Genomic DNA, 24,082 nt, shown 5'->3' with positions numbered 1-24,082 from the left:
CGATCCCGCACTGTGTTGCCCCGCTCGTGTGCGCCAATGCTCAGCGTGAACGGCTGACGGCTGGGTCGGCCGTAAACATGGGCGTGGCCGGCGGACTGGTAGCGAGGCTGGTCCTGTGTTCGCGGCCCGCAGGCTGTGCCTGGCGCGTGCCGGTCTCGTGGGCGAGGGTTTCGGAGAGATCGGCCAGCAGCGAACTCGGGGTATGCGGGGACGCGGTGATGGTCCAGATGGGCCGGTCCGGTCCGGGGCCGGCCCAGACGGTCCAGGTGGCCAGGTTCTGATTCGGGTGTTGTGCTGTGAAGGCGTCGAACTGGACGCCCACGTTCCCGTCGGGGGATGTCCAGCGGATCCATCGCCCGTCCACGGTGTGCTTCCATCCGGCGTCGGAGAGCGGCTGGGTGGCCGCGGTGACCCTCTTCTCGTCCACCGGGACGCCGGTGGTCGTGTCCCAGCCGTCGCCGTCGGCGAGGTGATTCAGAAGTTCCGCTATCACCGGGGCGGGGGTGGCGCCGGTCGCGGTGAGGACCCACATGCGGTCGGAGACGGGCGTCTCGTAGGCGGCTACGGTCCACGCGGTCTCGTGGGCCGGGGTCTCGTGGACGCGCTCGATGCGCAGGGTCTGCGACTCGTGGATGACGTGGGTTGTCTCGTCGGACCAGGTCCGCCACTTCTCGAACTCGCCGTGCCGGTCGAGGAAGGAGTCGAGGAGGGCGTCGTGGTCGCCTGCATCGGCCAGGTAGACGGGGACGGTCTCCGGCTCCGGGCGGTGAGGCCCGGGTTTCGCTGCGCCGAGGTCCAAGGTGGCGCGGGCCTCGACGGCGGCGCGCTCGGCGTCGGTCAGGGGTGCCGGACCGGGGCGCATGTCGGTGCCGTGGATCTTCTCGAAGGCGAGCAGGGCCTGGGCGGGTGAGTCGAAGGTGTCGGCGACCTGGCGCAGGTGGTCCTCGCCGTGGAGGTAGACGGACTTGCCGTTGCGGCCGAGGTACGTGCCGACCGCGACGGTGGTGTGGCCGTCGTGGGCGTGTGCGTGGATGAGGAGATGGCCGTAGCGGATGTCGTCGTGGATCTTCTGCGCCTGGTTGGAGACCTCGCGGATCTCGCTGCGGGTGCACCACGGCATCGGATAGTCCGCCCAGGTCCATTCCTCGTCCATGGCCTCCCGGAGTCGAGGGGTGATTTCGACGGTGATGCCGCCGGCGGACAGGTGATTGGCTGCATCCTCAGCCCAGTAGGGCTCCTCGTGGTCGATGCGAGCCAGGACCAGGACGTTGTCGGCGAGGACGGCCCAGTCGGCTGCCTCCAGAGCCATGAGAGCGATGCGGGCCTGGCTGCCGGTCAGGACAGCGGTCACGGCGCTGGGATGGGTTGGGTGGGTGTCGAGGCGGACGTGAGCGTCGATGGAGGTAGTCACGTTGGGTGTCGTCTCTTCTGCCGGTGGCCGGGCCTTCGGGTCCGGCCACCGGCGTGAGTGGGGTGCTATCGGATTGCTCGCGCGGCGCGGGCGGCGTGAGCGGCCGTCGTGGTCGGCGGGCCGTCGCGAGTGGCGGGTGCCGGGCGCGGCCGTGGTGGCGGGACAGTTCCGGTGGCGTGCTGCCAGCGGGTGCGAACGGCGCTGATGTCGGCGAGGGAGCGGCGGGCGCCCACCACAAGCTGGAACGGGGTGTTCGCCGGGTCTCCGGCGTACGCCGAGATGCGCCGGCCAGCGTGATCGGCGGTGGCCAGGAGGGAGCGCTGCAGGGCACGTTCGCCCCAGTGCTCCACGGAACCGGCCGGTTCGGCCAGCAGGCGGAGCACCTCGCCGGGTTCACTCGCGTTGTCGAGCAGGCCGCGCTGTTGGGCCTCCCATAGGACGGTGACGGGGTCGACGGGCTCGCGGCGGCGGGCCAGGGCGGTCAGGCATTGCCACAGGCCGGCGTGCAGGGGCCGGGTGAGGTCGTCGGGGAGCAGCCACCGGACGGACTCGATGTCGGCGGGGTGGGCGGTGGCGGTCGCGAGCAGCAGTTGCTCCTCCTCGACCGCCTCGGTGCGGTCGGTGGTGATGGCCGGCGGCGGTGCCGCGGTGCGGGGCAGCACTCCGGCGCGCGGCGGGAACCGGCTCGCGATGTCGTCCACGACCGCGGTGAGCGCGTCGGCCTCGGCGAGCACTGTCTCGACTGGGTGCGGGTGGGTGGCGTCGTCGACGCTCTGGATGAGGCGTTCGGCGGCCGTCTGCAGGCGCCGGCGGGCGTGTTCGGCCTCGACCATCCGTGCGTAGGCCGGTACGTGGCGGGGCCAGGGGCAGACCTGGACGAGGGTGTGCAGGTAGGAGGCGGTCAGCCCGCGCGCCTGTTCGCGCCCCGTGGCGAGCACTTGGTCGAGCCATTTGGTGTTTTTCGCGTGCTCGGCGGGGTCGGGCGGAGGCAGGGTGCTGATGGCGGTGAACAGGGCGGCGTGCGCGGCGGTGGAGAACGAGTCGGCGGCGATGCCGGTCACGTCGCCGAGGCGGTGTGGATGAAGGAGGAGGGCGCCGAGGAGGGCCTGCTCGACGTGGAACACCGGCTGCGGCGGTGCGATGGCGTCGAGGTGGTCTTCTTCGGGTTCGGGGACGTGGGGCATCAGGCTGCGAGGGTGAAGTCGTCGGGGTTGAGGGTGACGCCGAGGTGCGGGGCGAGGAGGTGGCCGGCGAGCAACGGCGGTACGGCGTTGCCGATCTGGGAGAACTGCTGGCCCTTGTTGCCGGCCCAGGGGTAGTCGGCGGGGAAGGTCTGCAGGAGGCCGGCCTCGCGGGCGGTGATCCGGATCGGCTCGGGTACCGCTGGTGTGTCCGTGTCCTCGGTCGGAGGCGAGGCTGGGCCGGCGACCCATGTGCACTCGTTCGCGCGGTGCCCGAAGAACAGTGTGCCCGCCGGCTCGGACAGCGGGCGGACGGTGGCGTTCGCTTGGTTGTTGCTGCGCAGGGACCAGGACCAGCGGTGTGCGTCGGCGGTGAACGTCGGCGCCGGAGCGTCGGCGGCACGGTTCTGTCGTGTGCCGTGCCGTGCCTTCCAGCCAGTTCCTTCGCGGCGGGACTGCAGGAGCACACCGTCCGGCCTGGGCATCCAGGTGCCGCGCTCCCGGGCGTCGGAGAGGGACTTGCGGGAGCCCGAAGGGAACGGTTCGGGTCCGCCGCCGGGTCCGCCGCCGGCGCAGACGGTGGGAACGGGCCGGTCAGTCGCGCCCCATCCGAGGGCCTCGGCCATGCTGACCCAGCGGGCGCGGCCCGGACCGAACAGCGAGTCAGGCTCGGCGACTTGGGCGTGGGTGGGCGTGGGAGGCTGTGCCGTACGGATCCGGGAGGCGATCAGGATCGCTCGCCTGCGCGTCTGTGGAACGCCGAAGTCGGCGGCGTTGAGGATCCCGTACCAGACCGAGAAACCCCAGCCGCGCAGAACGGCCGCGTACTGCTTCCACAGCGGCAGAACGTCCGGCACCTCCTCCATCGCGACCCACTCGGGCTCTCCGACCGTGTTTAGGGCATGCAGGTAGCGCATCGGCTCGGCCGCGAGCAGGGAGCGCTCGTCGCGGCAGGCGGCGAGGAGACGCTCGCGGGTGTCACGGCCGACGGCTAGGTCCTCCACCGCCGTGTGCACCAGCGGCTGGTCGAGCAGGCCGAGGCGTTTGCCGGCCATGCTCCATGCCTGGCACGGCGGGGAGGCGATCAGCCCGTGCGTGCGGCCGAGGAAGGGCCACGTCGGATACATGGCCACGTCGGTGCGGATCGTCAACTGTCCAGCGGCCACACGGGTTTTGCAGGCCCACTCGTCCCATTCCAGGCCGACGTCGCGCACGCCGAGGACGCCCAGTGCCCTGCTCCAGCCGCCCGGCCCCGCGAAGAGGTCGAGTATCACGTGGCCAGCCCGAAGTCGTCGCGGGTCAGCGCCTCCGCGTCCCCGCGGCACGCCCAGGGGGAGCAGCCGTCCACGACGCCGTTCTCCAGCGCGTCGGCTTCGTCCGCGTCAATGCGCAGTGCTGCCCGTTCGGCGGCGGTGACGTGGTCGATCGGCGCCTGGCTCAGTGGGACGCGGGAGCGGTGCAGGAACGCCTCGCCGAGCAGTCGGCTGCCCGAAGCGTTGGCGCGGGCATTGCCCTGCCGGATGGCCGCATCGAATTCGACGACGTCCGCCCACTCGGACGGGGATGTGTCCCTGATATGCCTCCACTGCGCATTTCCGTGGAACGGGCATCCCAGGCAGCTCGATTTCGGTGTATCGGCCAGCCCGAGCGAGGTCAGGTAACGAACACAGTCCGCTCTGCTCCAGCCAAGGTCCAGGAGTGGATGCCGGTTGCGCATGTATTTCACGTCGGCGTCTTTGGCGCGGTGGAACTCGTCGGTGGAGATCCCCACCCACTGCTCGACAAACACGCCCTTGGGAACGCGCGAGGGGTAGGGGTGTCCGAGGAGTTCGCGCACCTTCTGCTTTATTGGTTTCACCTTATATTCGCCGGTGCATTGCCTGCGGGTCATGCCAGGCCGCCCGTCCTTGTTCAGGACGTGCAGGGGCATGGAGGCGAATCGGTGGTCCGGGTTCAGGGCGTCGCTGCGAATGTTTCCGGATGAGACGCGGAGGACCGGTATACCGGCGGGCTTGGCTATCTCCTGTTCCAGTCGGTCCAGGTGGGCGTAAACGGCATTGGGTTCCCATCCGGTGTCGGCAAATATCGCGTAGTCGACCTTCGGGAGGATCCCTTCGGCTGAAAGGGCGAGCAGGGTGCTGGACTGAACTCCCGCGCCCAGGGAAAGGGCACGGAATTGAGGCTGATCTGAAATGGTCTCTCCTGGAGGTGGGGAAATGGGGGGCGCGCCCTCAATGAGGCTGGTGCGTCAGCCGGCTGGGCGGGATCAGCCGGTCGCGGCGTATGACGTGGTGGAGGGTGGGGATGCGGTCGAGGAGGTCGGTGGCCGACTCGATGAACTGCTGTGGTGAGGGGCGGATGAGGACGGCCGACCCCGTCGTGGCGTCGGCTCGGCGGCGTTGGTTCTCCACGGCGCGGGCGAGGGCTGCGGTCAGTTCGGCGCTTGCGTCCTGGGCGGCCTTGGCGATCTGCGCGACGTGGTCGAGGAGCAGCAGCTCCCCGGCCGTGGTGTGCGGCGTGTGCTGGGCGAGGTCGAGGAACAGCCGCAGGGCGGCGCCGGCGATGCCTTGGGCGTCGGTGATCCGCGCGGCCAGCGCGTGCGCGAGGCTGATGGTGTTGGTGCGCAGGGCTCGGTGCAGGACAAGGGCGTCGGCCACGATCCGGTCGAGGGCCTCGGTCAGGGTGGAGCGATCGGAGCGATCAGGCACAGGTCTCCGTGAGAGTGGGCGGGTGCAGGGCCTGGGCGAACGCGGCCGTCAGGTCCGGGGCTTGGGCCGGGTCGGTGGCCAGGGCGCGGACGACGGGGGTGCCGATGACGACGGCGTCCACCAGCAGGGCGACGCGTGCGGCGAGGGCCGGGTTGGAGATCCCCACTCCCGAGACCACGGGCAGCGGGCTCGCGGCGCGCAGGCGCTGGGTGAAGCCGGCGAGCGCCGGGATGTCCAGTGGCCCTCGGTAGCCGGTGGGGGCCGTGCTGGCGGGTGCGTAGAGCCATCCGGAGGCGGCGGCGACCGCGGCCGGGAGGAGGGGGTCAGGGGTGGTGCGCGGGATGAGGCGTGGGGTGCGAAGGCCCGTCGCCCGTGCGAGTTCGTGCCAGCGGGCCGTTTGGTGAGCGGGCAGGTCGACGATCATCACGCCGTCGGCGCCGGCGTCGGCGAACAGACGGGCGACGTACGCGGTGCCGTAGCGGCTCACGGGCTCCCAGTAGGCCATGACAACGGTCGGCCGGAGGCTGGCGGCATGTTCGACGGCGCGCACCACGTGGTCGAGGGCGTTTCCGCTGCGCAGGGCGCGGCGGTAGGCGGCCTGAATGACGGGGCCGTCGAGGGCGGCGTCCTCGGTGGGCAGGCCGACCTCGAACAGGTCGGCACCTGCCTGCGCGAGCTGGTCGAGGTGCTGGCGCTGTGCGGTTGCGGCGTGCAGGCCGGCGGGAACGAACACGCCCAGCGCACAGGATTCTTGGGTGAGGCAGGTCTGGAGGGGATCGGCGGTGGCCAGGTTGGTGCCTTTCCCGGCGGGTGGGCTGTCGCCGGAGGTCAGCGGCGGCGCCCGGCCGGTGGAGTCGTGGGCGCGGGTGGGCTGGCGGTGTGGCGCGGTTGCGCGGCAGGCGGCATGGGCCGGCGGGCTGGCTGCTGAAGGCGGGGGCGACGGCGTCGAGGGTCTTGGTGACCTGCTCGGCCTGGTCGTGGGCGTCCCGGAGCTGCTCGGCGACGCTGTCGGGGAGCCGGTCCCATTGGGCCTGGTACTGGTAGCGCTGGATGATCTCGGTGGCGTTGCGTAGCTGCTCGGCGAGCTGTTGCAGGATCGCGGTCTGCTGCTCGGGGGCGGTCGCGGTGTGAGTGGCCTGCAGGAGCGCGTCCAGGGCGGTGGGCAGCGGATCGTCGTCCGTGGGAAGGCTGTAGAGCTGGGCGTGCAGGGCTTGGGCGAAGACCGTCACGGGGCCGCCGCAGGAGCCGTGATCGTACTTGGCTGCCGCCTGTCGGCGAACGCTGAAACTGACGACCACGTCACGGGGAGCGGCGCCGGGGCGGATCTGGTCGGCAAGCGCGCAGGCGAGGTCATGCGCGCTCGGGGTGTCGGATGACGTGGCAAGACTCCAAGGGGAAAGCGGTCAACGGCTGGGGTGCGAAGGTGTGTACCGCCGCGCGCCCTTGGCCGCGGCTCGACGATCGTTCACACCCCGCCCCCCCGCGTGGGGTCAGCGGGTGCGACGGCGGGCCGCAGGCGTGGTCGGTGAGCCGGGGGCGGCAGCTGACGGGCGGCGGGGAGCGGGAGGGATGTCGGACGGCGTGGGGATGCCGAGGTCGACACGGACACTGAGACCGTGGGTGTAGGCGTGGGTTTCGGCAGCTGTCACAGCGCCGAGCAGGCGGCGCTCGTCTAGTCCGTCCGGCGGCCGATAGGAAGAGCCGTTCGGGGTGAAGCCGTGCCGTTCCAAGAGGGAACGGGCGGCGGCGGTCCTGGCCGTCACCGCCACGGTGCCGTCACAGAAGTGGAAACGAATCTCCGGATCGGCGACGGGACTGCCGGGGCTCCAGCGGGTCGTCCAGCAGAGATCGATCAGGTCATGGGTGTGGGCCAGGAGCCCGTACATGGCGACCCCGGCGCGCTCGTGCGCGTCCTGGGCAGTGCCTGGGGGGAGCAGGTAGAGCGTGCGGCCGAGGTGCTCGCGGGCGAGGAACCCGGCCTCGGTCAGCAGCCGGTCGGCATCGTGGATGCGGCGGTTGATGATGACGAAGGTGTGCCCGTCGTCGGTGGACCCGATGAACACATCGGGGATGTCCAAAAGAGACACGGTGGTCCAGGGGATCGGGGAACGGGATCTGGTGGCTGTTTCAGCGGGCCCGGCGAGCCTGCACGTGGTGGTACCGCGCCTGCCGAGCGGGACGGCCGCGGCCATGACCGCGTCCAGCGCTGCTGACGGACGTCATGTCGTCGCGTTCGTGGGATGCATAGGTGCCGATGAGCGTGTCTTGTCAGGGCGCTTGCCACAGTGTGCGAGCGATCTGCGAGGTTCCGCGGTCCGTCCGCGGCCGGGACGGCGTGTGCCAGCCCGGCCTTGGAGGACGGTGGGCCAGGACGCGCCACCCCGCGCCGCGCAGCGAGGCTCCGCTCTCCCCTGCCTGCGTATAGGTGATCAGCCGCCGGTATCCGAGCGCTTTGGCCGCTCTCCAAGCAGCTCCGTAGAGCAGGGAGTTGGCGTTGCGTGTGCCGTCACTGGCGGTGCGGGTGACTTCGAGGGTGGTGCCGTCGTCCAAGTGGCGGGCGACAGGGCGGCCGACCACGGCCACGGCGCGCAGGATGTTGGGCTCGTCGGCGGCACCGAGGGAGAAGATCTGTCCGGCGGGCGGCGGGTGGTGCCGGTGCCAGAGGCGGACGAACTCCTTGGCGTCCCGAGAGCGGACGGGCACCAGGTGCAGGCGCGATTCGCTCACGCGGCGGGCCCGAAGTCGGACTGGACCGGTGCGTGCTTGGCGATGGCCCGGGCGGTGATCGCCTTGGATGCGCGGTCGGACGCCGCGGACAGTTCTGCCGCGCCGGGCTCTTGGTACCACGGGCGCAGGTCGAGCATGGCGGCGCGCAGACCGGTGGCGAAGCAGAGGGCCGTGCCCTTGGGCAGGGCGCGGATCTCGTCGGCGGGAAGGATCCGCTGCTGTCGCATCGACACCGAGGTCGACTTGCCGGACTCGGAGTGCGAGGTCGAGGTGGTCTCGACGTCGTGGTCGCCGATCAGGCGGGACAGCTTGTCCGCGAAGTCGGGGTCGTCGATACCGGAGCCGATGACCTTGACGGTAGAGGCGGACCACATGGCGTCCATGCCGGCGTCCCCCCAGACCTTCTGGCCCTGGCGGTAGGACTGCAGGATCGTGATCGGGATGATGCCGCGCGACCCGAGGTGCGAGTACAGGTCCGGAAGGTCCGAGATCTTGCACACGTTGGCGGCCTCGTCGAGGATCGCGAGCATGGGCGGGTCGAGGCGTCCTCCGGCGCGTTCGGCCTGGGCGGTCGCGGCCCGCATCACCGAGTCGGCGCACGCCGCGATCAGCGCCGAGGCTCCGCCTCCGCCGTCCTTGCTGAGCAGGAAGAGGGTGTCGGTGGAGGTGACGAACTCGGACGGCCTGAACTCGGGGACGTTCTTCTGCGGGGTGACCCAGGCGGCGATCTCGCTGTTGAGCAGCGCGGCGGCGTACTGGCGGGCGGTCTCGTAGATGCCGTCCCGGGTTTCCGGCGGTCCTTCCACGGTGCCCTTGAGCTGGGCGGCGACGGCGGTGAAGTCGTGGTCGCGGAGGATGTCGAGCGGGGTGCGGTCGGCGGGGAAGGCCAGCCACTGCATGACGTCGGTGATCGGCCGCTCGTCCAGGGCCGCGGCGAGGAAGAGCTGGGCGAGGATGTTGGATCCGGCCTTGGACCAGAAGTCGCCCTGCTGGGAGGCGTCCACGGAGGCGGCGAGGAAGTGGCCGGCCAGCCGCCCGGCGCCATCCAACGTTTTGGCGTCCGCCAAGGGGTTCCACCACATCTCGCGTGCGGCGTGCGCGATCTGCTGCGGGTCCATCGACCACACCCGTCCCACCGCGGCGCGGGCGTCGTAGGTGGCGGTGAACGCATCGCCGGCGGCCTTGTTCGAGGTCAGCAGGACCGGGCCGGGCGCGGCGAGGATGGAGGGGATCGCGAGCGAGGTGGTCTTGCCCGAGCGGGGCGCCATGATGGCGACGGCCACGTCCTCGTAGCCCATACGCACCTCGTGCTTGGTGTTCTGCAGGTTGCCGAGGAGGATGCCGGTGTCCCGGGCCTCGATGTGCTTGGCGTCCTTCAGGCTCGGGCGCAGGGAACGGGCCTTGTCGGTGATCGCCTTGGCCATCAGCGGTTCGATGTCCCGGGCCTTGGCCATGCCGGTGATCTTCTTCTTCCGGCCGCCGCTGCGGTTCTTGTGCCGGGCCCACAGGATGCCCGCTGTTGTCCCGATGGCCAGGAGGAGGAGAACGGGAACGATGCGTGCCCCGATCAGCAGGGATGTTTCTCCCGCGTGGGGCCAGAGGCGCTGGGGGTGGAGCAGGGCGGTGGTCGGCTGGTACGGCGCCCAGCCGCCTCCGGTGAGGTAGGCGGTGATGTTGCCGGACAGCCAGGCGAGGTGGGACAGGGGGACGACGACGGCTGCGACTCCGATCAGGAGGCGCAGGACGATGTCGTACCCGTCGGTGGAACTGTTGGAGGAGGTGGGGGGCAAAGAGTTAAGTGCCTTCCGGGCGGGGGCGGGGCATTCAGCGGCTGCGGCTGTTCCTGGCCGGCGGCGGGCGCGGCGGGCCTGGAGTTGCCGGCGGGACGTCGCTGAAGGCGGCGATGAGTTCGACCGGGGTGCGGGCGCCGAAACTCGCGTACCAGGCGGGCCGGTCCGCCTCCGCCGCATGGTTGAGGGTCCACCACTGTCCGTCGGGGTCGGGTTCCAGGCGCAGGAGGGCCTTCTGGTTCGCGCTGGAGAGCAGGACGCGGGGCATCAGGGGGTCGTTGCCGTGGCTCCAGCCGCAGGCACGGTGCAGGGGGACGGGGATCCAGGCGGGGGCACCGCCGCCGACCAGGTGGCGCGGCGTGATGAAGTCGACCTCGACGGTCTCGGGAGTCGGGGGCGTGCTCACTTCCGTGCCGTAGCTCGCCGGTCGGGCGCGGTGGCCGGGGCCGGTGTCGGTGTGGGAGCCAGGGGTGAAGGGGCTTTACGGGCGGCCGTGTTGATCTCGCGGAGCGCCTTGCCGTGGGTGGCCCAGTCGTCGAGGTAGCTCCACGATTCGGCGTGATGTGCGGCGAGTGCGTCGTCGAAGTCCGGGGTGCCGGGCTTGGCGGTGGCGGGGAGGGCGTCGCGGGTGACCAGCCATTGCTCGTGCAGTTCGTCGAGTCGGTCGAGTGCGTCGCGCAGGACGCCCAGCTGGTAGACCCAGCGGCTCTGCACGTTGGTCTCCGGCAGGTGGGCCAGTTGCGTTTCGGCCGTGGCCAGCAGGTGACGGACGCCGTACCGGAGCGGCTCGAATGCCTCGGCGGTGTCGGCGTCGCGCTGGCTCGCGCGCCTTCCGTAGGCGTGGTCGTCGTAGGGCCATCCGTCGAGGTCGGTGTGCTCGTCGGAGTAGGCGTCCCAGGCGTCGAGGATCTTCTTGCTGTCGCTCACGTAATGGTCGAGGTGGCGGAGGAGGTCGCGGTGTGCGCGGTGATCGGCGGAAATGGGAAAGGGGTCCTGTCGGTTCAGCGACGGGCGGCCGGCTGGGCGGTGTGGGCCGGCGCCGGGGTCGGTGCGGGTTTCGTCTGCTGCTTGCGGGCGGAGCGTGCCCGGCCGCGGAGCGACGCGATACGGGCAGTGTGGGCGTCGACCACCTGCTGCGGGCGCAGCGGGCTGGGCTCCTGTATGGCGCTGTAGTGGCCAGTGCGGTCGTACATGCCGCGCTGGAGCGGGCTGCGGTCGGCCAGCGCGGTGAGGAACGATCCGACATGGTGGGCGGGGACGTCCTCATCGAAGTAGGCGTGCCAGATGCGCGGGCCGGGGAACTGCCCGTCGCCGGGCTCGCAGGTCTCAACGTGCCAGGACGACCGGCCACTGAATTCGCTCAACGGGCGCAGTTCGATGTGGCACATGGAGTCCGGCGAGCGCGCCGTACCATCCGAGTCGCGGTGCCAGCCCGCCGAGGTCACCGGCTGCCACGGGTCCGGCTGTTGTGGCGGCGGGGCGATGAGGGCGTCCGTGAGACGTGAGAGGGTCTGGGGCGTGAGTGAGACACCACCGAACACCCTGCAATACCGCTTTGACGGGCCAGAAGACGCTCCGGTCCTGATCTTGGGTCCCTCACTGGGTACCACATGGCACATGTGGGACCGGCAGGTCCCGGAGCTGGCCAAGCAGTGGCGTGTCTTCCGGTTCGACCTGCCGGGCCACGGCGGCGCCCCCGCCCACCCGGCCGGATCGGTCTCCGACCTGGCGGCCCGGCTGCTCGTCACGCTCGACGGACTCGGCGTGCAGCGCTTCGGCTACGCGGGCTGCGCACTGGGCGGCGCGGTCGGTGTGGAGCTGGCCCTGCGCCATCCGGAGCGCCTCGCCTCGCTCGCGCTGATCGCCGCCTCGCCGCGGTTCGGCACGGCCGACGAGTTCCGGCAGCGCGGGGTGATCGTCCGCACGAACGGGCTCGATCCGATGGCCCGTACGTCCCCCGACCGCTGGTTCACCGCCGGGTTCGCGGCTGCCCAGCCCGCGATCACCGACTGGGCCGTGCAGATGGTGCGTACCACCGACCCCGGCTGCTACATCGCCGCCTGCGAGGCGCTCGCCGCCTTCGACGTCCGCGCCGAACTCGCCCGGGTCGGCGCACCGACGCTCGTCCTGGTCGGCTCGGACGACCAGGTCACCGGTCCCGCCGAGGCCCGCACCCTGGTCGCCGGGATTCCGGACGCGCGCCTCGCCGTCGTACCCGGTGCCTCCCACCTGGTGCCCGTCGAGCAGCCCGCAGCCGTCAGCGACCTGCTGGTGCGGCACTTCTCCACCGCGTGGCAGCCCGCCTTCGACACCACCACCGGCCGGATGCCGATCCTCGCGCCCCCGGCAAGGCCTGTCCTCGCCCCGCCCCCGCAGGCCGCGCCCATCGCCGAGATAGGTCCGGCGGCCGCGCCGCCCCGGGCCGCGGAGCGGCCGGACCGGTACGACATCGGCCTGAAGGTCCGCCGGGAGGTGCTCGGTGACGCCCACGTCGACGAGGAGCTGGCCCGCACAGACGACTTCTCCGGTGACTTCCAGGACTTCCTCACCCGCTACGCCTGGGGAGAGATCTGGGACCGGCCGGGCCTCGACCGGCGCGCCCGCAGCTGCGTCACCCTCACCGCCCTGGTCGCGGGCGGTCACCTGGAGGAACTCGCCTCCCATGTCCGGGCCGCCCTGCGCAACGGTCTCACCCCGGACGAGATCAAGGAGGTGCTGCTGCAGGCGGCCGTCTACTGCGGCGTTCCCGCGGCGGGCAGCGCGTTCAAGGTGGCCCAGCAGGTGATCCGCGAGGAGACCACTCCGACGGAGTGACCGGGGTGGTACCGCGGGTGGCCGGGCAGTGCCGCCGCTCGGGCGGCCGACGGCTCGCCCGTTGGCCGTCGGCCGCCACGCCGGGTGGCGTTCGGTGATCGTCACCCTGCCACCAGGGGCACCAGGCTCGAACCGCCCGCCCGCTCCCCGGTAGGGGCAGGATGGTGCCATGAGGCTCACGAAGAAGTCGCACGCCTGCATTCGCCTGGAGAAGGACGGACGCACGCTCGTCGTCGACCCCGGCACCTTCAGCGAGGAGGACGCGGCGGTCGGTGCGGACGCCATCCTGGTCACGCACGAGCACCTCGACCACTTCAACGAGGACCGGCTGCGGGCAGGCCTGGAGACCAACCCGGCGGCCGAGATCTGGACGCTGAAGTCGGTCGCGGAGAAGATCTCGGCGGCGTTCCCGGGCCGGGTGCACACCGTCGGCCACGGCGACACGTTCACGGCCGCCGGGTTCGACGTCCAGGTCCACGGCGAGCTGCACGCCGTGATCCACCCGGACATCCCGCGCATCACGAACGTCGGCTATCTGATCGACGGCGGCAAGGTCTTCCACCCCGGCGACGCCCTCACTGTCCCGGACCACCAGGTGGAGACGCTGATGCTCCCGGTGATGGCGCCCTGGAACAAGATCGCCGAGGTGATCGACTACGTGCGCGAGGTCAAGCCCCTGCGCGCCTACGACATCCACGACGCCCTCCTCACCGACCTCGCCCGCCCGATCTACGACAACCAGATCGGCGCCCTGGGCGGTACGGAGCACCTGCGGCTGACGCCCGGCGCGTCCGCGGAGGTCTGAGGGACGGAGCCCGGAAGAACCGGGCGGGGGAGCGTTGTCGTACCCGCCCGGTAGGTTGTGAGGCATGCGCATCGCGACCTGGAACGTGAACTCGATCACCGCCCGCCTCCCGAGGCTGCTTGCCTGGTTGGAGAGCAGTGGCACCGACGTACTGTGCATCCAGGAGGCCAAGATCCCCGAGGAGCAGTTCCCGTTCGACCAGTTGCGCGAGCTGGGCTACGAGGCCGCCGTCCACGCGACCGGCCGGTGGAACGGCGTGGCGGTGCTCTCCCGCGTCGGCCTCGAGGACGTGGTCAAGGGCCTGCCCGGGGACCCCGGCTACGAGGGCGTACAGGAACCGCGCGCCATCTCCGCGACCTGTGGCCCGGTCCGCGTCTGGTCGGTCTATGTGCCGAACGGACGTGAGGTGGACCACCCCCACTACGCCTACAAGCTGCAGTGGTTCGAGGCCCTGAAGGCGGCCGTCGCCGGCGACGCCACGGGCAGCCGCCCGTTCGCGGTCCTCGGCGACTACAACGTGGCGCCGACGGACGACGACGTCTTCGACGTGGCCGCGTTCGAGGGCAGCACCCATGTCACCCCGGCCGAGCGGGCCGCCCTGGCCGCCCTGCGCGAGGGAGGACTCACCGACGTGGTCCCGCGCCCCCTGAAGTACGACCACCCCTTCACGTACTGGGACTACCGCCAGCTCTGCTTCCCGAAGAACCGCGGCATGCGCATCGACCTGGTGTACGCCAACGAGCCGTTCGCGAAGGCGGTCGCCGACGCCTACGTGGACCGCGAGGAGCGCAAGGGCAAGGGGGCCTCGGACCACGCGCCGGTCGTGGTGGACCTGGACGTGTAGGGCCACGGGCCCGCCATCGGGTACTCGTCGCACCGCCGTCCGCACTGGTGCGCGACGGCGGTGCGAGTGACAGGCTGGGCGTATGAACATCCCCTTCCCCGGCAGGCGCAAGAAGCGTGGACTCGCCCGCGGTGTCGCGGTGTTCTCCTCCGGTGGCGCGCAGGACGGCGGTGACGGCGCGGCCGTCGCGGACCTGCTCGCCGAGTGCGAACTGCTGCGCTCGCAGGCCTCCCTGGCGGGGATCCGGCTCGACGACTCCGCGGCCTCCCTCGAGGCACTGGACCAGCTGCTGCCGCGCTGGCGCGACGACGACGAGATCCTGCCCTGGCTCGGCAACGACGCGGGTCTCTACCTCGGTACGGTCCTCGTCCGCACCGTCCCCGGCGCGGCCTGGGACATCTGGCCGAACGGTCAGCCCGTCGTCAAACTCGCCTCCGGCCGCGAGTTCGACGTGGTGGCCGCCGGTCACACCTGGGTGGCGAGCGGGGTCCCCGAGCTCTCACAACTGTACGCCGAGGTCTCGGAGACCTGACCCGGCGTCAGTCTCCGGACGCAATACCAGGTAAATACGGCTATTGCCCAAAAGGTGCGTGTCGTTTATCAACTCCGGTCGTGTCTGGATAGTTTGCGGACACCACGGAAACAGCTGAGAGGGGGTGGGGCTGCGGATGGGCGTGGAACCCGTGAGCGAACCTCGACTACGATGTGCCGTTCATCCCCCGAGGACGCTGCTGCGGCGAGGGGATACCCCCACGGCCTCCGGGCCGTAGGGGGCGGCGTTCACCAGGGCCAGGCCCGCCCGGCGGCAGCCGGAGATCACTGCTCGCGCAGCGGAACGGACAGGTAGGAAGGGTTGTCCGCGGGCGAGGAGAAGGTCAGCTGCGCGCCGGACGGGTTGTGCTCGATGTAGAGCGGGTCGACGGTGTCCACGACGAGGGCGAGCCGGTGCCCGGCCGGGACGTCGTAGGCGGTGGAGTACAGCGGCAGGTCCACGCCGAACGGCTCTCCGGGGGTGCGCCCGTGCCAGGTCAGCGGCGCGTGCGTGACCAGCTTGCCGATCCCCAGCGGACCCACGTCGTACAGGTAGGCGATGAAGGTGCCGCTCTCCCTGGTGGGGGTGAGCGTCGTGTGGAACGTCGCGGTTCCCCGCACCCGTTGGACGCCGCCGTACTTCTCCGACTGCCACACCGCGGCCCAGCGGCGGGGAAGAAGGGGGATCCACGCCATCGGGGGAATACGGGCCGCCTGGTCGAGGATGCTGGACAGGAAGATGATCCCGCCGTCTGCGCCCGAGTCGACGTTGGCGTGGATCGTGGTCGCGCCCGCCAGGTCGATCTTCTTCTTCGTCCGGCCCACCGACTTCCAGTCGGGGTAGCCCTCGTAGCCGTCCGAGGAGCGGGTCTCCAGCTGCACCGGCTGCTCGCGGTCGATGCCGTTGTCCTCGCCCTTGAGGTAGTGGTCCAGCCAGCGCCGGGTGTCGGTCCAGACGTCGTTGGGCAGCCCGAACAGTCCGGGGATCTCGGCGGTGGCGTGGTCGCCGGGCCGCAACTCCAGTCTCTTCGGGCCCGTCAGCCGGTCGTAGAAGTCGGCGTACTCGTTGGGCGAGAAGATCGTGTCGCCCCAGCTGTTGGCCAGCAGCACCGCCGTGCCGTTCTGGTTCAGCTGGTCGACGTAGGTCGCGGGAGAACGTATCTTCCCCCAGTCGATGAGCCCCTGTTCGTTCGTCAGGTCGGAGGCGTAGAAGTCGTCGAACACCTTCCGGAGTTCGGGGCTCTCGCGGCCGGTGAGGGTGCCGGCGCCGTCCAGCAGGGCCGCGGCCTGGATGTGCTGGGTACGCCCGGAGTAGATCGAGTCGATCAGATCCCCCCAGCCGCTGAGCGCGGCGACCGTCTTGATGCGCTTGTCGTGCTCGGCGGCGAGCAGGCTGATGCCGGCGCCGTAGGAGACGCCCGCCATGCCGATGTGCCGCGGATCGGCCGGCGTGTTGGCCAGTGCCCAGTCGATCACCTTCGAGGCGTCGGCCCAGTCGGGTGGGCCGGCCACTTCTATCTGCCCGCCGGACTGCCAGAAGCCGCGCACGTTGTAGGTGACGACGACATAGCCGGAGTCGGCGAGCTTCTGGGCCTGGGTGAGGTACTCGATCTGGGGCAGCCCCCAGCTCGTGGGCAGTACGACGAGCGGGTAGCTGCGGGAACCGTCGGCGTTCGCCGGGGTGACGACGTTGGCCTTGAGGACGGTGCCGCCGTCGCCGGTGATGTCGACGAAGCGGACGCCGTTCGGGGCCGCCTGGGCGACGGGGGCGAGGCCGAGGGCGCTGCCGGCGATCAGGGTCGCCGAGACGGCACCCACGGCCGTGGTGCGCAGGGTCCTGCGGTGGTGTCCCACGGGGGCACTCCTTACTGGTGTCAGCACAAAGTGACCCGAAGGTAACCTCAGACCCTTACCAGAAGTAACCCGTTGGTAAGTTACGTGCGGGTAAAGCTTGTTGAAGTGTTGATTTCGTTTGCGGCGGTGTGGCTGAAGTGCGCCCTCCGCATACTCAGCCGGTCGCCCGGTGCGAGGTGCGGACCGGTGCCGCCTCCGGCAGTGGCGCCTGCGCCGCCCGCGTCACGTCCGCGACGAGTTCGACCACGTCGGGCCCGTACGCCTGCGAGTTGACCACCTTCAGCAGCAGCGCGAAGGAGGAGTTGCCGTACTTGCGGGCCAGCCGGGCGTGGTTGCGGGCCAGATAGCGGGTCGCGGCCTGGTTGGTGATCGCCCGCTGGCCGCAGAAGAGGAACACCGGCCGGGCCTCCCGGCGCTCGCCTGCGGTGAGCCGGGCCAGCAGCACGTACTCGTTGCGGCCGCCCTCCAGCCGGTAGCGCTCGCTGCCGATCTGGAACGCCCCGCGGTCCGGACCGGGCTCGGCGTCCACATTCACCCGAACGCCGGGCAGCAGGGAGTGCAGGTGTGCGGCCATTCGGCGGTTGGAGGCCGGGCCCCCGACGCAGAACTCGGTGCGCTCGCCGAACCCCTGCTGGGCCGCGTCGTGCGCGACGACCTGGGCGTGGGCGTTGCAGTCCTTGATCAGGGCGGAGAGTTCGAGCAGGGCGAACACGTCGTGCCGCATCACCGTCAGTTCGGGTCCGCCCGCCTCGCGGTTGACCACGAGAAGCGACTCGGAGTTGTCGGGCAGCCCGAAGAAGGCCTGCTTGCGCCGCAGCTTCCGCTGCCACAGGTAGGTCCGGGCCAGCCAGCCGAGCGCGGCGCTGACGCCGGCCGCTATCACACCCAGGACGATGTTGCGCACGTCGTCGTTCATGGCCGCGCATGGTAGCGGGTCGAGTGAAACGGTGTTCGAGACACTCCTGACGGGATCATGGCAATGGAATAGGCTGCGCGGACGGTCTCTGACTGGAGGTGCGCATGCGTCGCCCTGGTGTTCGGAAGCTGGCGGTTGTGGCGGTGTCGGCCGCCGTGGTGTCGGTGGGGGCGGCGGCGCCGCCCGTCGCGAGGACGAGCGCCGGCACGGGGACGACGGCGAAACCGGTCGGGAAGGTCCCCGTGGCCGTCGGCTACGGCGGTGCTGTCGCCAGTGTGGACGCGGACGCCTCCGCCGCCGGCATCGAAGTCCTGAGGAAGGGCGGCAACGCCGTCGACGCGGCTGTCGCCACCGCCGCCGCGCTCGGCGTCACCGAGCCCTACTCCTCCGGCATCGGCGGAGGCGGCTACTTCGTCTACTACGACGCCCGCTCCCGCACGGTGCACACCATCGACGGCCGGGAGACCGCGCCGCTCACCGCCGACTCCGGCCTCTTCGTGGAGAACGGCAAGCCCCTCGCCTTCAACGACGCCGTCAGCAGCGGCCTCAGCGTCGGCACACCGGGCACGGCCGCCACCTGGCAGACGGCGCTGGACGAGTGGGGCACCAGACGGCTGGGCACGGTCCTCAAGCCGGCCGAGCGGCTCGCCCGCGACGGCTTCACCGTCGACGACACGTTCCGCTCGCAGACCGCCTCCAACGAGACCCGGTTCCGCTACTTCCCGGACACCGCCAGGCTGTTCCTGCCCGGCGGGCGGCTCCCGGCCGTCGGCTCCACCTTCAGGAACCCGGAACTCGCCCGCACCTACGAGGAGTTGGGCAGGAAGGGGATCGCCGCGATCTACCACGGGGACCTCGGCGACGACATCGTCAAGACGGTCGACCACCCGCCCGTGGACCCGGCCTCCGGGTGGAACGCCCGCCCCGGCAAGCTGTCCGACAAGGACCTGGCGGCCTACCGCGCCAAGCTCCAGGCGCCCACGAAGACCTCCTACCGCGGGCTCGACGTCTACTCCATAGCGCCCTCCTCCTCCGGCGGCACGACCGTCGGCGAAGCGCTCAACATCCTGGAGAACACGGACCTTTCCAGGGCGAGCGAGGTCCAGTACCTGCACCACTTCATCGAGGCGAGCCGCATCGCCTTCGCCGACCGCGGACGCTGGGTCGGCGACCCCGCCTTCGAGGACGTACCGACCAAGCAGCTGCTGGCGCAGCGGTACGCCGACTCGCGCGCGTGCCTCATCAAGGACGAGGCGGTCCTCACCAGCCCGCTCGCGCCCGGCGACCCGCGGCACCCGACCGCCTGCTCCGTGGCCGGAAAGGCCGCCCCGACCACGTACGAGGGCGACAACACGACCCACCTCACGGTCGCCGACCGGTGGGGCAACGTCGTCTCCTACACGCTGACCATCGAGCAGACCGGCGGCAGCGGCATCACCGTCCCCGGTCGCGGCTTCCTGCTCAACAACGAGCTGACCGACTTCTCCTTCACCCCGGCGAGCCCGGCCGTGCACGACCCCAACCTGCCGGGTCCCGGCAAGCGGCCGCGCTCGTCGATCTCACCGGCGATCGTGCTGGACAAGTCGAACAGGCCGGTGGTGGCGCTCGGTTCGCCCGGCGGGGCGACCATCATCACCACCGTGCTGCAGACGCTCACCGAGTTCCTCGACCGGCACCTGCCGCTGGTCGACGCCATCGCCGCGCCGCGCGCCAGTCAGCGCAACGCGGCCCAGACCGAGCTGGAACCCGGACTGTACGACAGCGGGCTGAGGAAGCAACTCGAGGCGATCGGGCACTCCTTCAAGCTCAATCCCGAGATCGGGGCCGCCACGGGCGTTCAGCGCCTGCCGGACGGCAAGTGGCTGGCCGCCGCGGAGAGGGTACGCCGCGGCGGCGGCTCGGCGATGGTGGTGTACCCGGCGCCGTAGCGCGCTCGGCGACGGCGGGCGACGGCCGACGACGCGGGGCAGGGCGTCACGCCTCCGGGCCGGAAGGGCCAAGGTGCCCTCCGCAGGGCAGGACTTCACGCCTCTGGGCCGTCACGCCTCCGGGCCGGACGGGTCAGGACCGTCCGTCGTCGCCGCCGCCGGTGGCGTGGCGTCCGGGGTCCCGGGCCCGGGCGAGGGCGCCGCGTCCCCCGGTCCGGGGGCGGACCTCCCGGCCTCCGTGCGGAAGACCAGACGTTTGTCCTCGACGTCCACCGTGACCCTGCCGCCCGCGCCGATCCGGCCGTCGAGGAGCAGGTGGGAGAGCTCGTTGTCGACCTCGCGCTGGATGACCCGGCGCAACGGGCGGGCGCCGTACTCGGGCTGGAAGCCGCGCTGGGCGAGCCAGTCGACGGCCGCCGCGGTGAACTCGACGGTGACGTCCTGCGCGTGCAGCAGACGGCGGGTCCGCTCCAGCAGCAGGTCGGTGATCTGCCGCAGCTGCTCCGCGGTGAGCTGGCGGAAGACGACGATCTCGTCGATGCGGTTGAGGAACTCGGGCCGGAAGTGCTCGCGCAGCGGGCGCAGGATCTGTTCACGCCGCGCCTCCTCGTCCGCCTCGGCACCCCCCGCGCCGAACCCGATTCCGGCGCCCCGCCGGGTGATCGCCTCGGAGCCCAGGTTGCTCGTCATCACGATGACGGTGTTGGTGAAGTCCACCGTCCGGCCCTGGGAGTCGGTCAGCCGCCCGTCGTCGAGGACCTGCAGCAGGATGTTGAAGACGTCCGGGTGCGCCTTCTCCATCTCGTCCAGCAGGAGCAGCGAGTACGGATGCCTGCGCACCACCTCGGTGAGCTGACCGGCCTCCTCGTGACCGACGTATCCGGGCGGGGCGCCGATCAGCCGGCTCACCGTGTGCCGCTCCTGGTACTCGCTCATGTCCAGGCGCACCATGCGGTCCTCGCTGCCGAACAGGGCCTCCGCGAGCGCGCGGGCCAGTTCGGTCTTGCCGACGCCGGTCGGGCCGAGGAACAGGAAGCTGCCGATCGGCCGGTCCGGGTCGGCCAGCCCGGCACGGGAGCGCAGCACCGCCTCGGCGACGACGCTGACCGCCTCGTCCTGACCGACCACCCGCCGGTGCAGATGCTCCTCCAGTCCCAGCAGGCGCTCCTTCTCCTCCTGGGTGAGGCTGCTCACCGGGATGCCGGTCTGCCGGGACACCACCTCGGCGATCGCCTCGGTGGTGACCACGAGTGTGAGCCCCTCGTCGACCTCCCCGCCGCCGGACTCCCGGGTGATCCGCTCCTTCAGCTGAGTGATGCGGTCCCGCAACTGCGTGGCCTGCTCGTACTGTTCGTCCGCGACCGCCTGGTCCTTGTCCCGGGCGAGCTGCTCGACCTCGCGCTCCATGGCCCGTACGTCCGTGCCCTTCGTGCGCGCCTGCAGCCGCACCCGGGCGCCGGCCTGGTCGAGCAGGTCGATCGCCTTGTCCGGCAGGCGGCGGTCGGTGAGGTAGCGGTCGGACAGCTCCACGGCGGCCACCAGCGCCTCGTCGGTGTAGCGGACCTGGTGGTGGGCCTCGTAGCGGTCGCGCAGGCCGCGCAGGATCTCGAGCGCGTCCGGGACCGACGGCTCGGGTACCAGGATCGGCTGGAACCGCCGGGCCAGTGCCGCGTCCTTCTCGATCCGCCGGTACTCCTCCAGCGTCGTCGCGCCCACGACGTGCAGCTCGCCGCGGGCCAGGGCGGGCTTGAGGATGTTGCCCGCGTCCATCGAACCGCCCTCGCCGCCTCCGCCGGCGCCGACGACGGTGTGCAGCTCGTCGATGAACACGATCAGCTGCCCGGAGTGGTCCCGGATCTCGCCGACGATGTTGTTGAGCCGCTCCTCGAAGTCGCCCCGGTAGCGGGTGCCCGCGACCACGCCCGTCAGGTCCAGGGCCACGACCCGGTGGGCGGCGAGGATGTCGGGGACGTCGCCCTCGACGATCCGCTGTGCCAGCCCCTCCACGATGGCGGTCTTGCCGACGCCGGCATCCCCGATCAGCACCGGGTTGTTCTTGCCACGCCGGGAGAGCACCTCGATGGTCTGCTCGATCTCCTCGTCCCGCCCGATCACCGGGTCGATGCGCCCCTGCCGGGCCAGCTCGGTGAGGTCGCGCGAGTACTTGTCCAGGGTCGGCGTCGAGGAGTGCCGCTGCCGCTGCCGTTCGGCGAGGGGCGGCGCGGCCTCCGGCGCCTCGGAGGAGCCACCGGAGGCGGCGAACCGGGCCGCGTTCAGGATGTGCCCGGCCGCCGAGTCCGGGTTGGCGGCCAGGGCACTCAGCACGTGCTCGGGGCCGATGTATCCGGCGCCGCTCGCCCGCGCCATGTCGTGGGCGTCGAGAAGGGCGCGTTTGACGGCCGGGGTGAGCGAGAGCGAGGTGGGCGGCGGTGCGTTGCCCTGCGGGCGCTGGACCGGGCCGGACCGCTCGTCGATCTGCGTCGCCATGGAATCGGGGTCCGCGCCGGCCCGGCTGAGCAGACTTCGGGTGGGTTCGGTGGCGAGCGCCGCCCGCAGCAGGTGTTCGGTGTCCAGGTCCCGGCTGCCGTGCTCGGCGGCGTACTGGGCGGCGCCCCGCACGAGTTCCCGGGCGGGCTGGCTGAGCAGCCGTCCGATGTCGATGTGCCGGGGCCCCTGGGACGATCCGCCGAAGTAGCGGGAGAGGAATTCGCCGAAGGGGTCGCCCTCCGGGCCGATGAAGCCGCTGGTCATGGCTTTCCATTCCTTCGCTGACGACGTGCCGGGGCCGGGTAACCCGACGCGGGGCCGTTCATGCCACGATGGCACGGGTTCCCGCGGAAGGCATGTGCAGGGACGGCCGCCTCGATGCCCGCGGTGGTGCGACCTCACCCCGGCTTGCCGCGCCCGCGGAGGTCCCTGCACGCCCCGGCGCAAACTCCCCGTAGCCGCCCCGTAACACGAATGGTGTTCGCTACGAGTCGGAGTGCTCCGGTCTGACGGGAGTTGGACGATGGCTGTGGATCATCTCCCGGGTCGGCTGCGGGAGTTCGCGACCTACCTGGACGGTCTGCTGGCGTGTCTCGACCAGGGCGGCGGCTGGTGCGGCGTCTTCTGGCGGCGCGACCCCGAGGGCATGCGGGCCTGCCGCGAGGGACGTGAGGTGCCGCCGTGGGACGTGGTGGAGGCCCTCCTGCAGGACCTCGCCGCGGAACACGGACCGGCGGCCGCCGCGCCGGAGCGGGAACGGGCCCGCCTCCTGCACGCCGCGGCGCTCGCGGCGTACGACGCCCGGCCCGGCGCCCGGGACTCCCTCCGGGACCGTCTCGGCGCGATGCTCCGCGAACAGAGGTACGCGGCCGAACGCCAGGCACAACTGAGCCGCCGCCTGGCCTCGGCAGCCACCCGCGAGGAGGCCGACGCCCTCCGCGTCGACCTGGCCTGGGCCCAGGACGATCACGAACGCGCGACCGCACGATGCGCGGAACTACGGGCCAGGATCGACAGGCCGGACCGACTCCCGGCGGACGACCACCGGCCCCCGCACGGGCTCGTCACGGGCGGGGGAGCCGCCTCGGCGGAAGGGGCCGTGCCTCGGGGGGAGGGCGGCGTTGGACTCTGGGGGCGTGGCGGCCCGGGGGACGAGGCTGGGGGTGTGGATCCGCGCGGTGACCGGGGCGGTCCGTACGTGGGTGAGCGGGCCGCGTCTGTGGTGCGGCGGCGGGACGAGTGGTCCGCGACCGATGTCCCTGCGGACGGGACGGCCGACGGAAGGGCGGCCGGAGCGGCAGCCTTCCGGGACCGCGGCGAGCGGACCGCGCCCGGAGCCGCCGAGGGGCCCGGCGTGCACGGCCCGGCGGCAGGTGGCCCCGCGCCTTCTGCGACCGGCTCGGCGGTAGGTGGCCCCGCGCCTTCTGCGACCGGCTCGGCGGTAGGTGGCCCCGCGCCTTCTGCGACCGGCCCGGCGGCAGGTGGCCCCGCGCCTTCTGCGACCGGCTCGGCGGTAGGTGGCCCCGCGCCCTCTCCGACCGGCCCGGCGGCAGGTGGCCCTTCGCCATCTCGGATCGGCCTCGCCCCCGGAGCGGCCGGGCGGAGCGGCGTGCACGGCCCGGCGGCGACAGGCGGCCCCGCCCCCGGAGCCGAGGGGAGCGGCGTGCACGGCCCCGCGGCAGGCGGCCCCGCACCCTCTCCCGTCGGCCCCGCCCCCGGAGCCGAGGGGAGCGGCATGTACGGCCCGGCGGCAGGCGGTCCCGCGCCCTCTGTCGCCGGCCCCGCGGCAGGCGGCCCCGCGCCCTCCCCGGTCGGCCCCGTCGTCGGCGCTCCCGCCTCGGCGGCGGGCGTGCCGGAGGTGTCTGCCGACGGTTCCGCCCGTGCTCCCGGGCAGCGCAGGCGGCGGCGTGGCAGTGCTCGGTTCGCCGGGGCGGTCGAGGAGGAGACTCCTGCCGTGGCCGTACCGCCGGGCGGTGCCGGGCCGGTGCTGCCCGCCTCGGCGGCGGGCGTGCCGGAGGTGTCTGCCGACGGTTCCGCCCGTGCTCCCGGGCAGCGCAGGCGGCGGCGTGGCAGTGCTCGGTTCGCC

Annotated in this window: 21 protein-coding genes and 1 pseudogene; 7 read left to right on the top strand and 15 right to left on the bottom strand. The window is 71.7% G+C overall.

Features of this window, described 5'->3' with window-relative positions; translation table 11 throughout:
* Positions 1–40: 40 nt before the first annotated feature.
* The 6 genes from AB0A61_RS17880 to trpA form a co-directional block, all read right to left on the bottom strand.
* Positions 41–1,411, bottom strand: coding sequence for a DUF317 domain-containing protein (locus AB0A61_RS17880; protein WP_361292691.1), 1,371 nt, complete (start codon positions 1,409–1,411; stop codon positions 41–43).
* A 65-nt stretch (positions 1,412–1,476) separates the two neighbouring features.
* The gene (locus AB0A61_RS17875; protein ID WP_361292689.1) at positions 1,477–2,595 is read right to left on the bottom strand and encodes a DnaB-like helicase N-terminal domain-containing protein; all 1,119 of its coding nucleotides are present in this window, start codon (positions 2,593–2,595) and stop codon (positions 1,477–1,479) included.
* Positions 2,595–3,866 carry a DNA cytosine methyltransferase gene (locus AB0A61_RS17870; RefSeq protein WP_361292687.1) on the bottom strand — a complete coding sequence of 424 codons (1,272 nt, stop codon included), beginning with the start codon at positions 3,864–3,866 and terminating at the stop codon, positions 2,595–2,597. The genes AB0A61_RS17875 and AB0A61_RS17870 overlap by 1 nt, the downstream gene beginning before the upstream one ends.
* Positions 3,863–4,726, bottom strand: a complete 864-nt coding sequence (locus AB0A61_RS17865; protein WP_361292833.1) for a hypothetical protein — start codon at positions 4,724–4,726, stop codon at positions 3,863–3,865. The genes AB0A61_RS17870 and AB0A61_RS17865 overlap by 4 nt, the downstream gene beginning before the upstream one ends.
* A 97-nt stretch (positions 4,727–4,823) precedes the next feature.
* Positions 4,824–5,300, bottom strand: coding sequence for a hypothetical protein (locus AB0A61_RS17860; RefSeq protein ID WP_361292685.1), 477 nt, complete (start codon positions 5,298–5,300; stop codon positions 4,824–4,826).
* Complete coding sequence (trpA, locus tag AB0A61_RS17855) at positions 5,293–6,090, bottom strand: tryptophan synthase subunit alpha (RefSeq protein ID WP_361292831.1); 798 nt, start codon at positions 6,088–6,090, stop codon at positions 5,293–5,295. The genes AB0A61_RS17860 and trpA overlap by 8 nt, the downstream gene beginning before the upstream one ends.
* On the opposite strand from trpA, the gene AB0A61_RS17850 reads away from it, so the two are divergent.
* Positions 6,083–6,373, top strand: a complete 291-nt coding sequence (locus AB0A61_RS17850; RefSeq protein WP_361292683.1) for a hypothetical protein — start codon at positions 6,083–6,085, stop codon at positions 6,371–6,373. The two genes, trpA and AB0A61_RS17850, sit on opposite strands and share 8 nt — an antisense overlap.
* A 417-nt stretch (positions 6,374–6,790) precedes the next feature.
* Here the strand turns inward: AB0A61_RS17850 and AB0A61_RS17845 are convergent, their stop codons facing one another.
* The 6 genes and pseudogenes from AB0A61_RS17845 to AB0A61_RS17820 form a co-directional block, all read right to left on the bottom strand.
* Positions 6,791–7,387, bottom strand: a complete 597-nt coding sequence (locus tag AB0A61_RS17845) for a hypothetical protein (RefSeq protein WP_361292681.1) — start codon at positions 7,385–7,387, stop codon at positions 6,791–6,793.
* A gap of 181 nt (positions 7,388–7,568) precedes the next feature.
* On the bottom strand, positions 7,569–8,027 hold the full coding sequence (locus tag AB0A61_RS17840; protein ID WP_079060030.1) for an XF1762 family protein: 459 nt from the start codon (positions 8,025–8,027) through the stop codon (positions 7,569–7,571).
* On the bottom strand, positions 8,024–9,817 hold the full coding sequence (locus AB0A61_RS17835; protein ID WP_361292679.1) for a TraM recognition domain-containing protein: 1,794 nt from the start codon (positions 9,815–9,817) through the stop codon (positions 8,024–8,026). Before AB0A61_RS17835 ends, AB0A61_RS17840 begins: the two co-directional genes overlap by 4 nt.
* Before the next feature lie 97 nt (positions 9,818–9,914).
* Positions 9,915–10,223, bottom strand: a pseudogene (locus AB0A61_RS17830) (DUF317 domain-containing protein); the annotation flags it as partial.
* A complete protein-coding gene (locus AB0A61_RS17825) occupies positions 10,220–10,744 on the bottom strand; it encodes a hypothetical protein (RefSeq protein WP_361292677.1) in 525 nt (174 codons plus the stop codon). The pseudogene AB0A61_RS17830 and the gene AB0A61_RS17825, both read right to left, overlap by 4 nt.
* Before the next feature lie 74 nt (positions 10,745–10,818).
* Positions 10,819–11,205: a DUF317 domain-containing protein gene (locus tag AB0A61_RS17820; protein ID WP_361292675.1), complete on the bottom strand. Its 387-nt coding sequence runs from the start codon at positions 11,203–11,205 to the stop codon at positions 10,819–10,821.
* 130 nt (positions 11,206–11,335) lie between these two features.
* Between AB0A61_RS17820 and pcaC the strand changes: the two genes are divergently transcribed.
* From pcaC to AB0A61_RS17800, 4 genes are all read left to right on the top strand, one after another.
* Positions 11,336–12,631 carry a 4-carboxymuconolactone decarboxylase gene (gene pcaC / locus AB0A61_RS17815; protein ID WP_361292674.1) on the top strand — a complete coding sequence of 432 codons (1,296 nt, stop codon included), beginning with the start codon at positions 11,336–11,338 and terminating at the stop codon, positions 12,629–12,631.
* Positions 12,632–12,800: 169 nt separating this feature from the next.
* The gene (locus tag AB0A61_RS17810; RefSeq protein WP_361292673.1) at positions 12,801–13,436 is read left to right on the top strand and encodes an MBL fold metallo-hydrolase; all 636 of its coding nucleotides are present in this window, start codon (positions 12,801–12,803) and stop codon (positions 13,434–13,436) included.
* Positions 13,437–13,500: 64 nt separating this feature from the next.
* Complete coding sequence (locus AB0A61_RS17805; protein ID WP_361292671.1) at positions 13,501–14,280, top strand: exodeoxyribonuclease III; 780 nt, start codon at positions 13,501–13,503, stop codon at positions 14,278–14,280.
* An 82-nt stretch (positions 14,281–14,362) separates the two neighbouring features.
* Complete coding sequence (locus tag AB0A61_RS17800) at positions 14,363–14,812, top strand: DUF6278 family protein (RefSeq protein ID WP_361292669.1); 450 nt, start codon at positions 14,363–14,365, stop codon at positions 14,810–14,812.
* 284 nt (positions 14,813–15,096) lie between these two features.
* Here the strand turns inward: AB0A61_RS17800 and AB0A61_RS17795 are convergent, their stop codons facing one another.
* The gene (locus AB0A61_RS17795) at positions 15,097–16,665 is read right to left on the bottom strand and encodes an alpha/beta fold hydrolase (protein WP_361292667.1); all 1,569 of its coding nucleotides are present in this window, start codon (positions 16,663–16,665) and stop codon (positions 15,097–15,099) included.
* 154 nt (positions 16,666–16,819) lie between these two features.
* On the bottom strand, positions 16,820–17,581 hold the full coding sequence (locus AB0A61_RS17790) for a hypothetical protein (RefSeq protein WP_361292665.1): 762 nt from the start codon (positions 17,579–17,581) through the stop codon (positions 16,820–16,822).
* Between the two features lie 104 nt (positions 17,582–17,685).
* Between AB0A61_RS17790 and ggt the strand changes: the two genes are divergently transcribed.
* Positions 17,686–19,509, top strand: a complete 1,824-nt coding sequence (ggt, locus tag AB0A61_RS17785; RefSeq protein ID WP_361292663.1) for a gamma-glutamyltransferase — start codon at positions 17,686–17,688, stop codon at positions 19,507–19,509.
* Positions 19,510–19,620: 111 nt separating this feature from the next.
* Here the strand turns inward: ggt and AB0A61_RS17780 are convergent, their stop codons facing one another.
* Positions 19,621–22,260, bottom strand: coding sequence for an ATP-dependent Clp protease ATP-binding subunit (locus AB0A61_RS17780; RefSeq protein WP_361292661.1), 2,640 nt, complete (start codon positions 22,258–22,260; stop codon positions 19,621–19,623).
* 259 nt (positions 22,261–22,519) lie between these two features.
* Between AB0A61_RS17780 and AB0A61_RS17775 the strand changes: the two genes are divergently transcribed.
* A partial coding sequence (locus AB0A61_RS17775) for a hypothetical protein (protein ID WP_361292659.1) occupies positions 22,520–24,082 on the top strand: 1,563 nt, incomplete at its 3' end.

Origin of the sequence: Streptomyces sp. NPDC046197, from assembly GCF_040646295.1 — a bacterium.
Lineage (GTDB): Bacteria > Actinomycetota > Actinomycetes > Streptomycetales > Streptomycetaceae > Streptomyces.
The sequence above is the reverse complement of the archived record's forward strand: the minus strand, read 5'-3'. Positions and strand labels throughout refer to the sequence as shown.

Bases quoted from the DNA above. Each gene is read 5' to 3' on its own strand.
- AB0A61_RS17875 (WP_361292689.1), bottom strand. From the start codon at position 2,595: ATGCCCCACGTCCCCGAACCCGAAGAAGACCACCTCGACGCCATCGCA.
- AB0A61_RS17820 (WP_361292675.1), bottom strand. From the start codon at position 11,205: ATGTGCCACATCGAACTGCGCCCGTTGAGCGAATTCAGTGGCCGGTCG.
- AB0A61_RS17810 (WP_361292673.1), top strand. From the start codon at position 12,801: ATGAGGCTCACGAAGAAGTCGCACGCCTGCATTCGCCTGGAGAAGGAC.
- AB0A61_RS17805 (WP_361292671.1), top strand. From the start codon at position 13,501: ATGCGCATCGCGACCTGGAACGTGAACTCGATCACCGCCCGCCTCCCG.
- AB0A61_RS17800 (WP_361292669.1), top strand. From the start codon at position 14,363: ATGAACATCCCCTTCCCCGGCAGGCGCAAGAAGCGTGGACTCGCCCGC.
- AB0A61_RS17790 (WP_361292665.1), bottom strand. From the start codon at position 17,581: ATGAACGACGACGTGCGCAACATCGTCCTGGGTGTGATAGCGGCCGGC.
- ggt (WP_361292663.1), top strand. From the start codon at position 17,686: ATGCGTCGCCCTGGTGTTCGGAAGCTGGCGGTTGTGGCGGTGTCGGCC.
- AB0A61_RS17780 (WP_361292661.1), bottom strand. From the start codon at position 22,260: ATGACCAGCGGCTTCATCGGCCCGGAGGGCGACCCCTTCGGCGAATTC.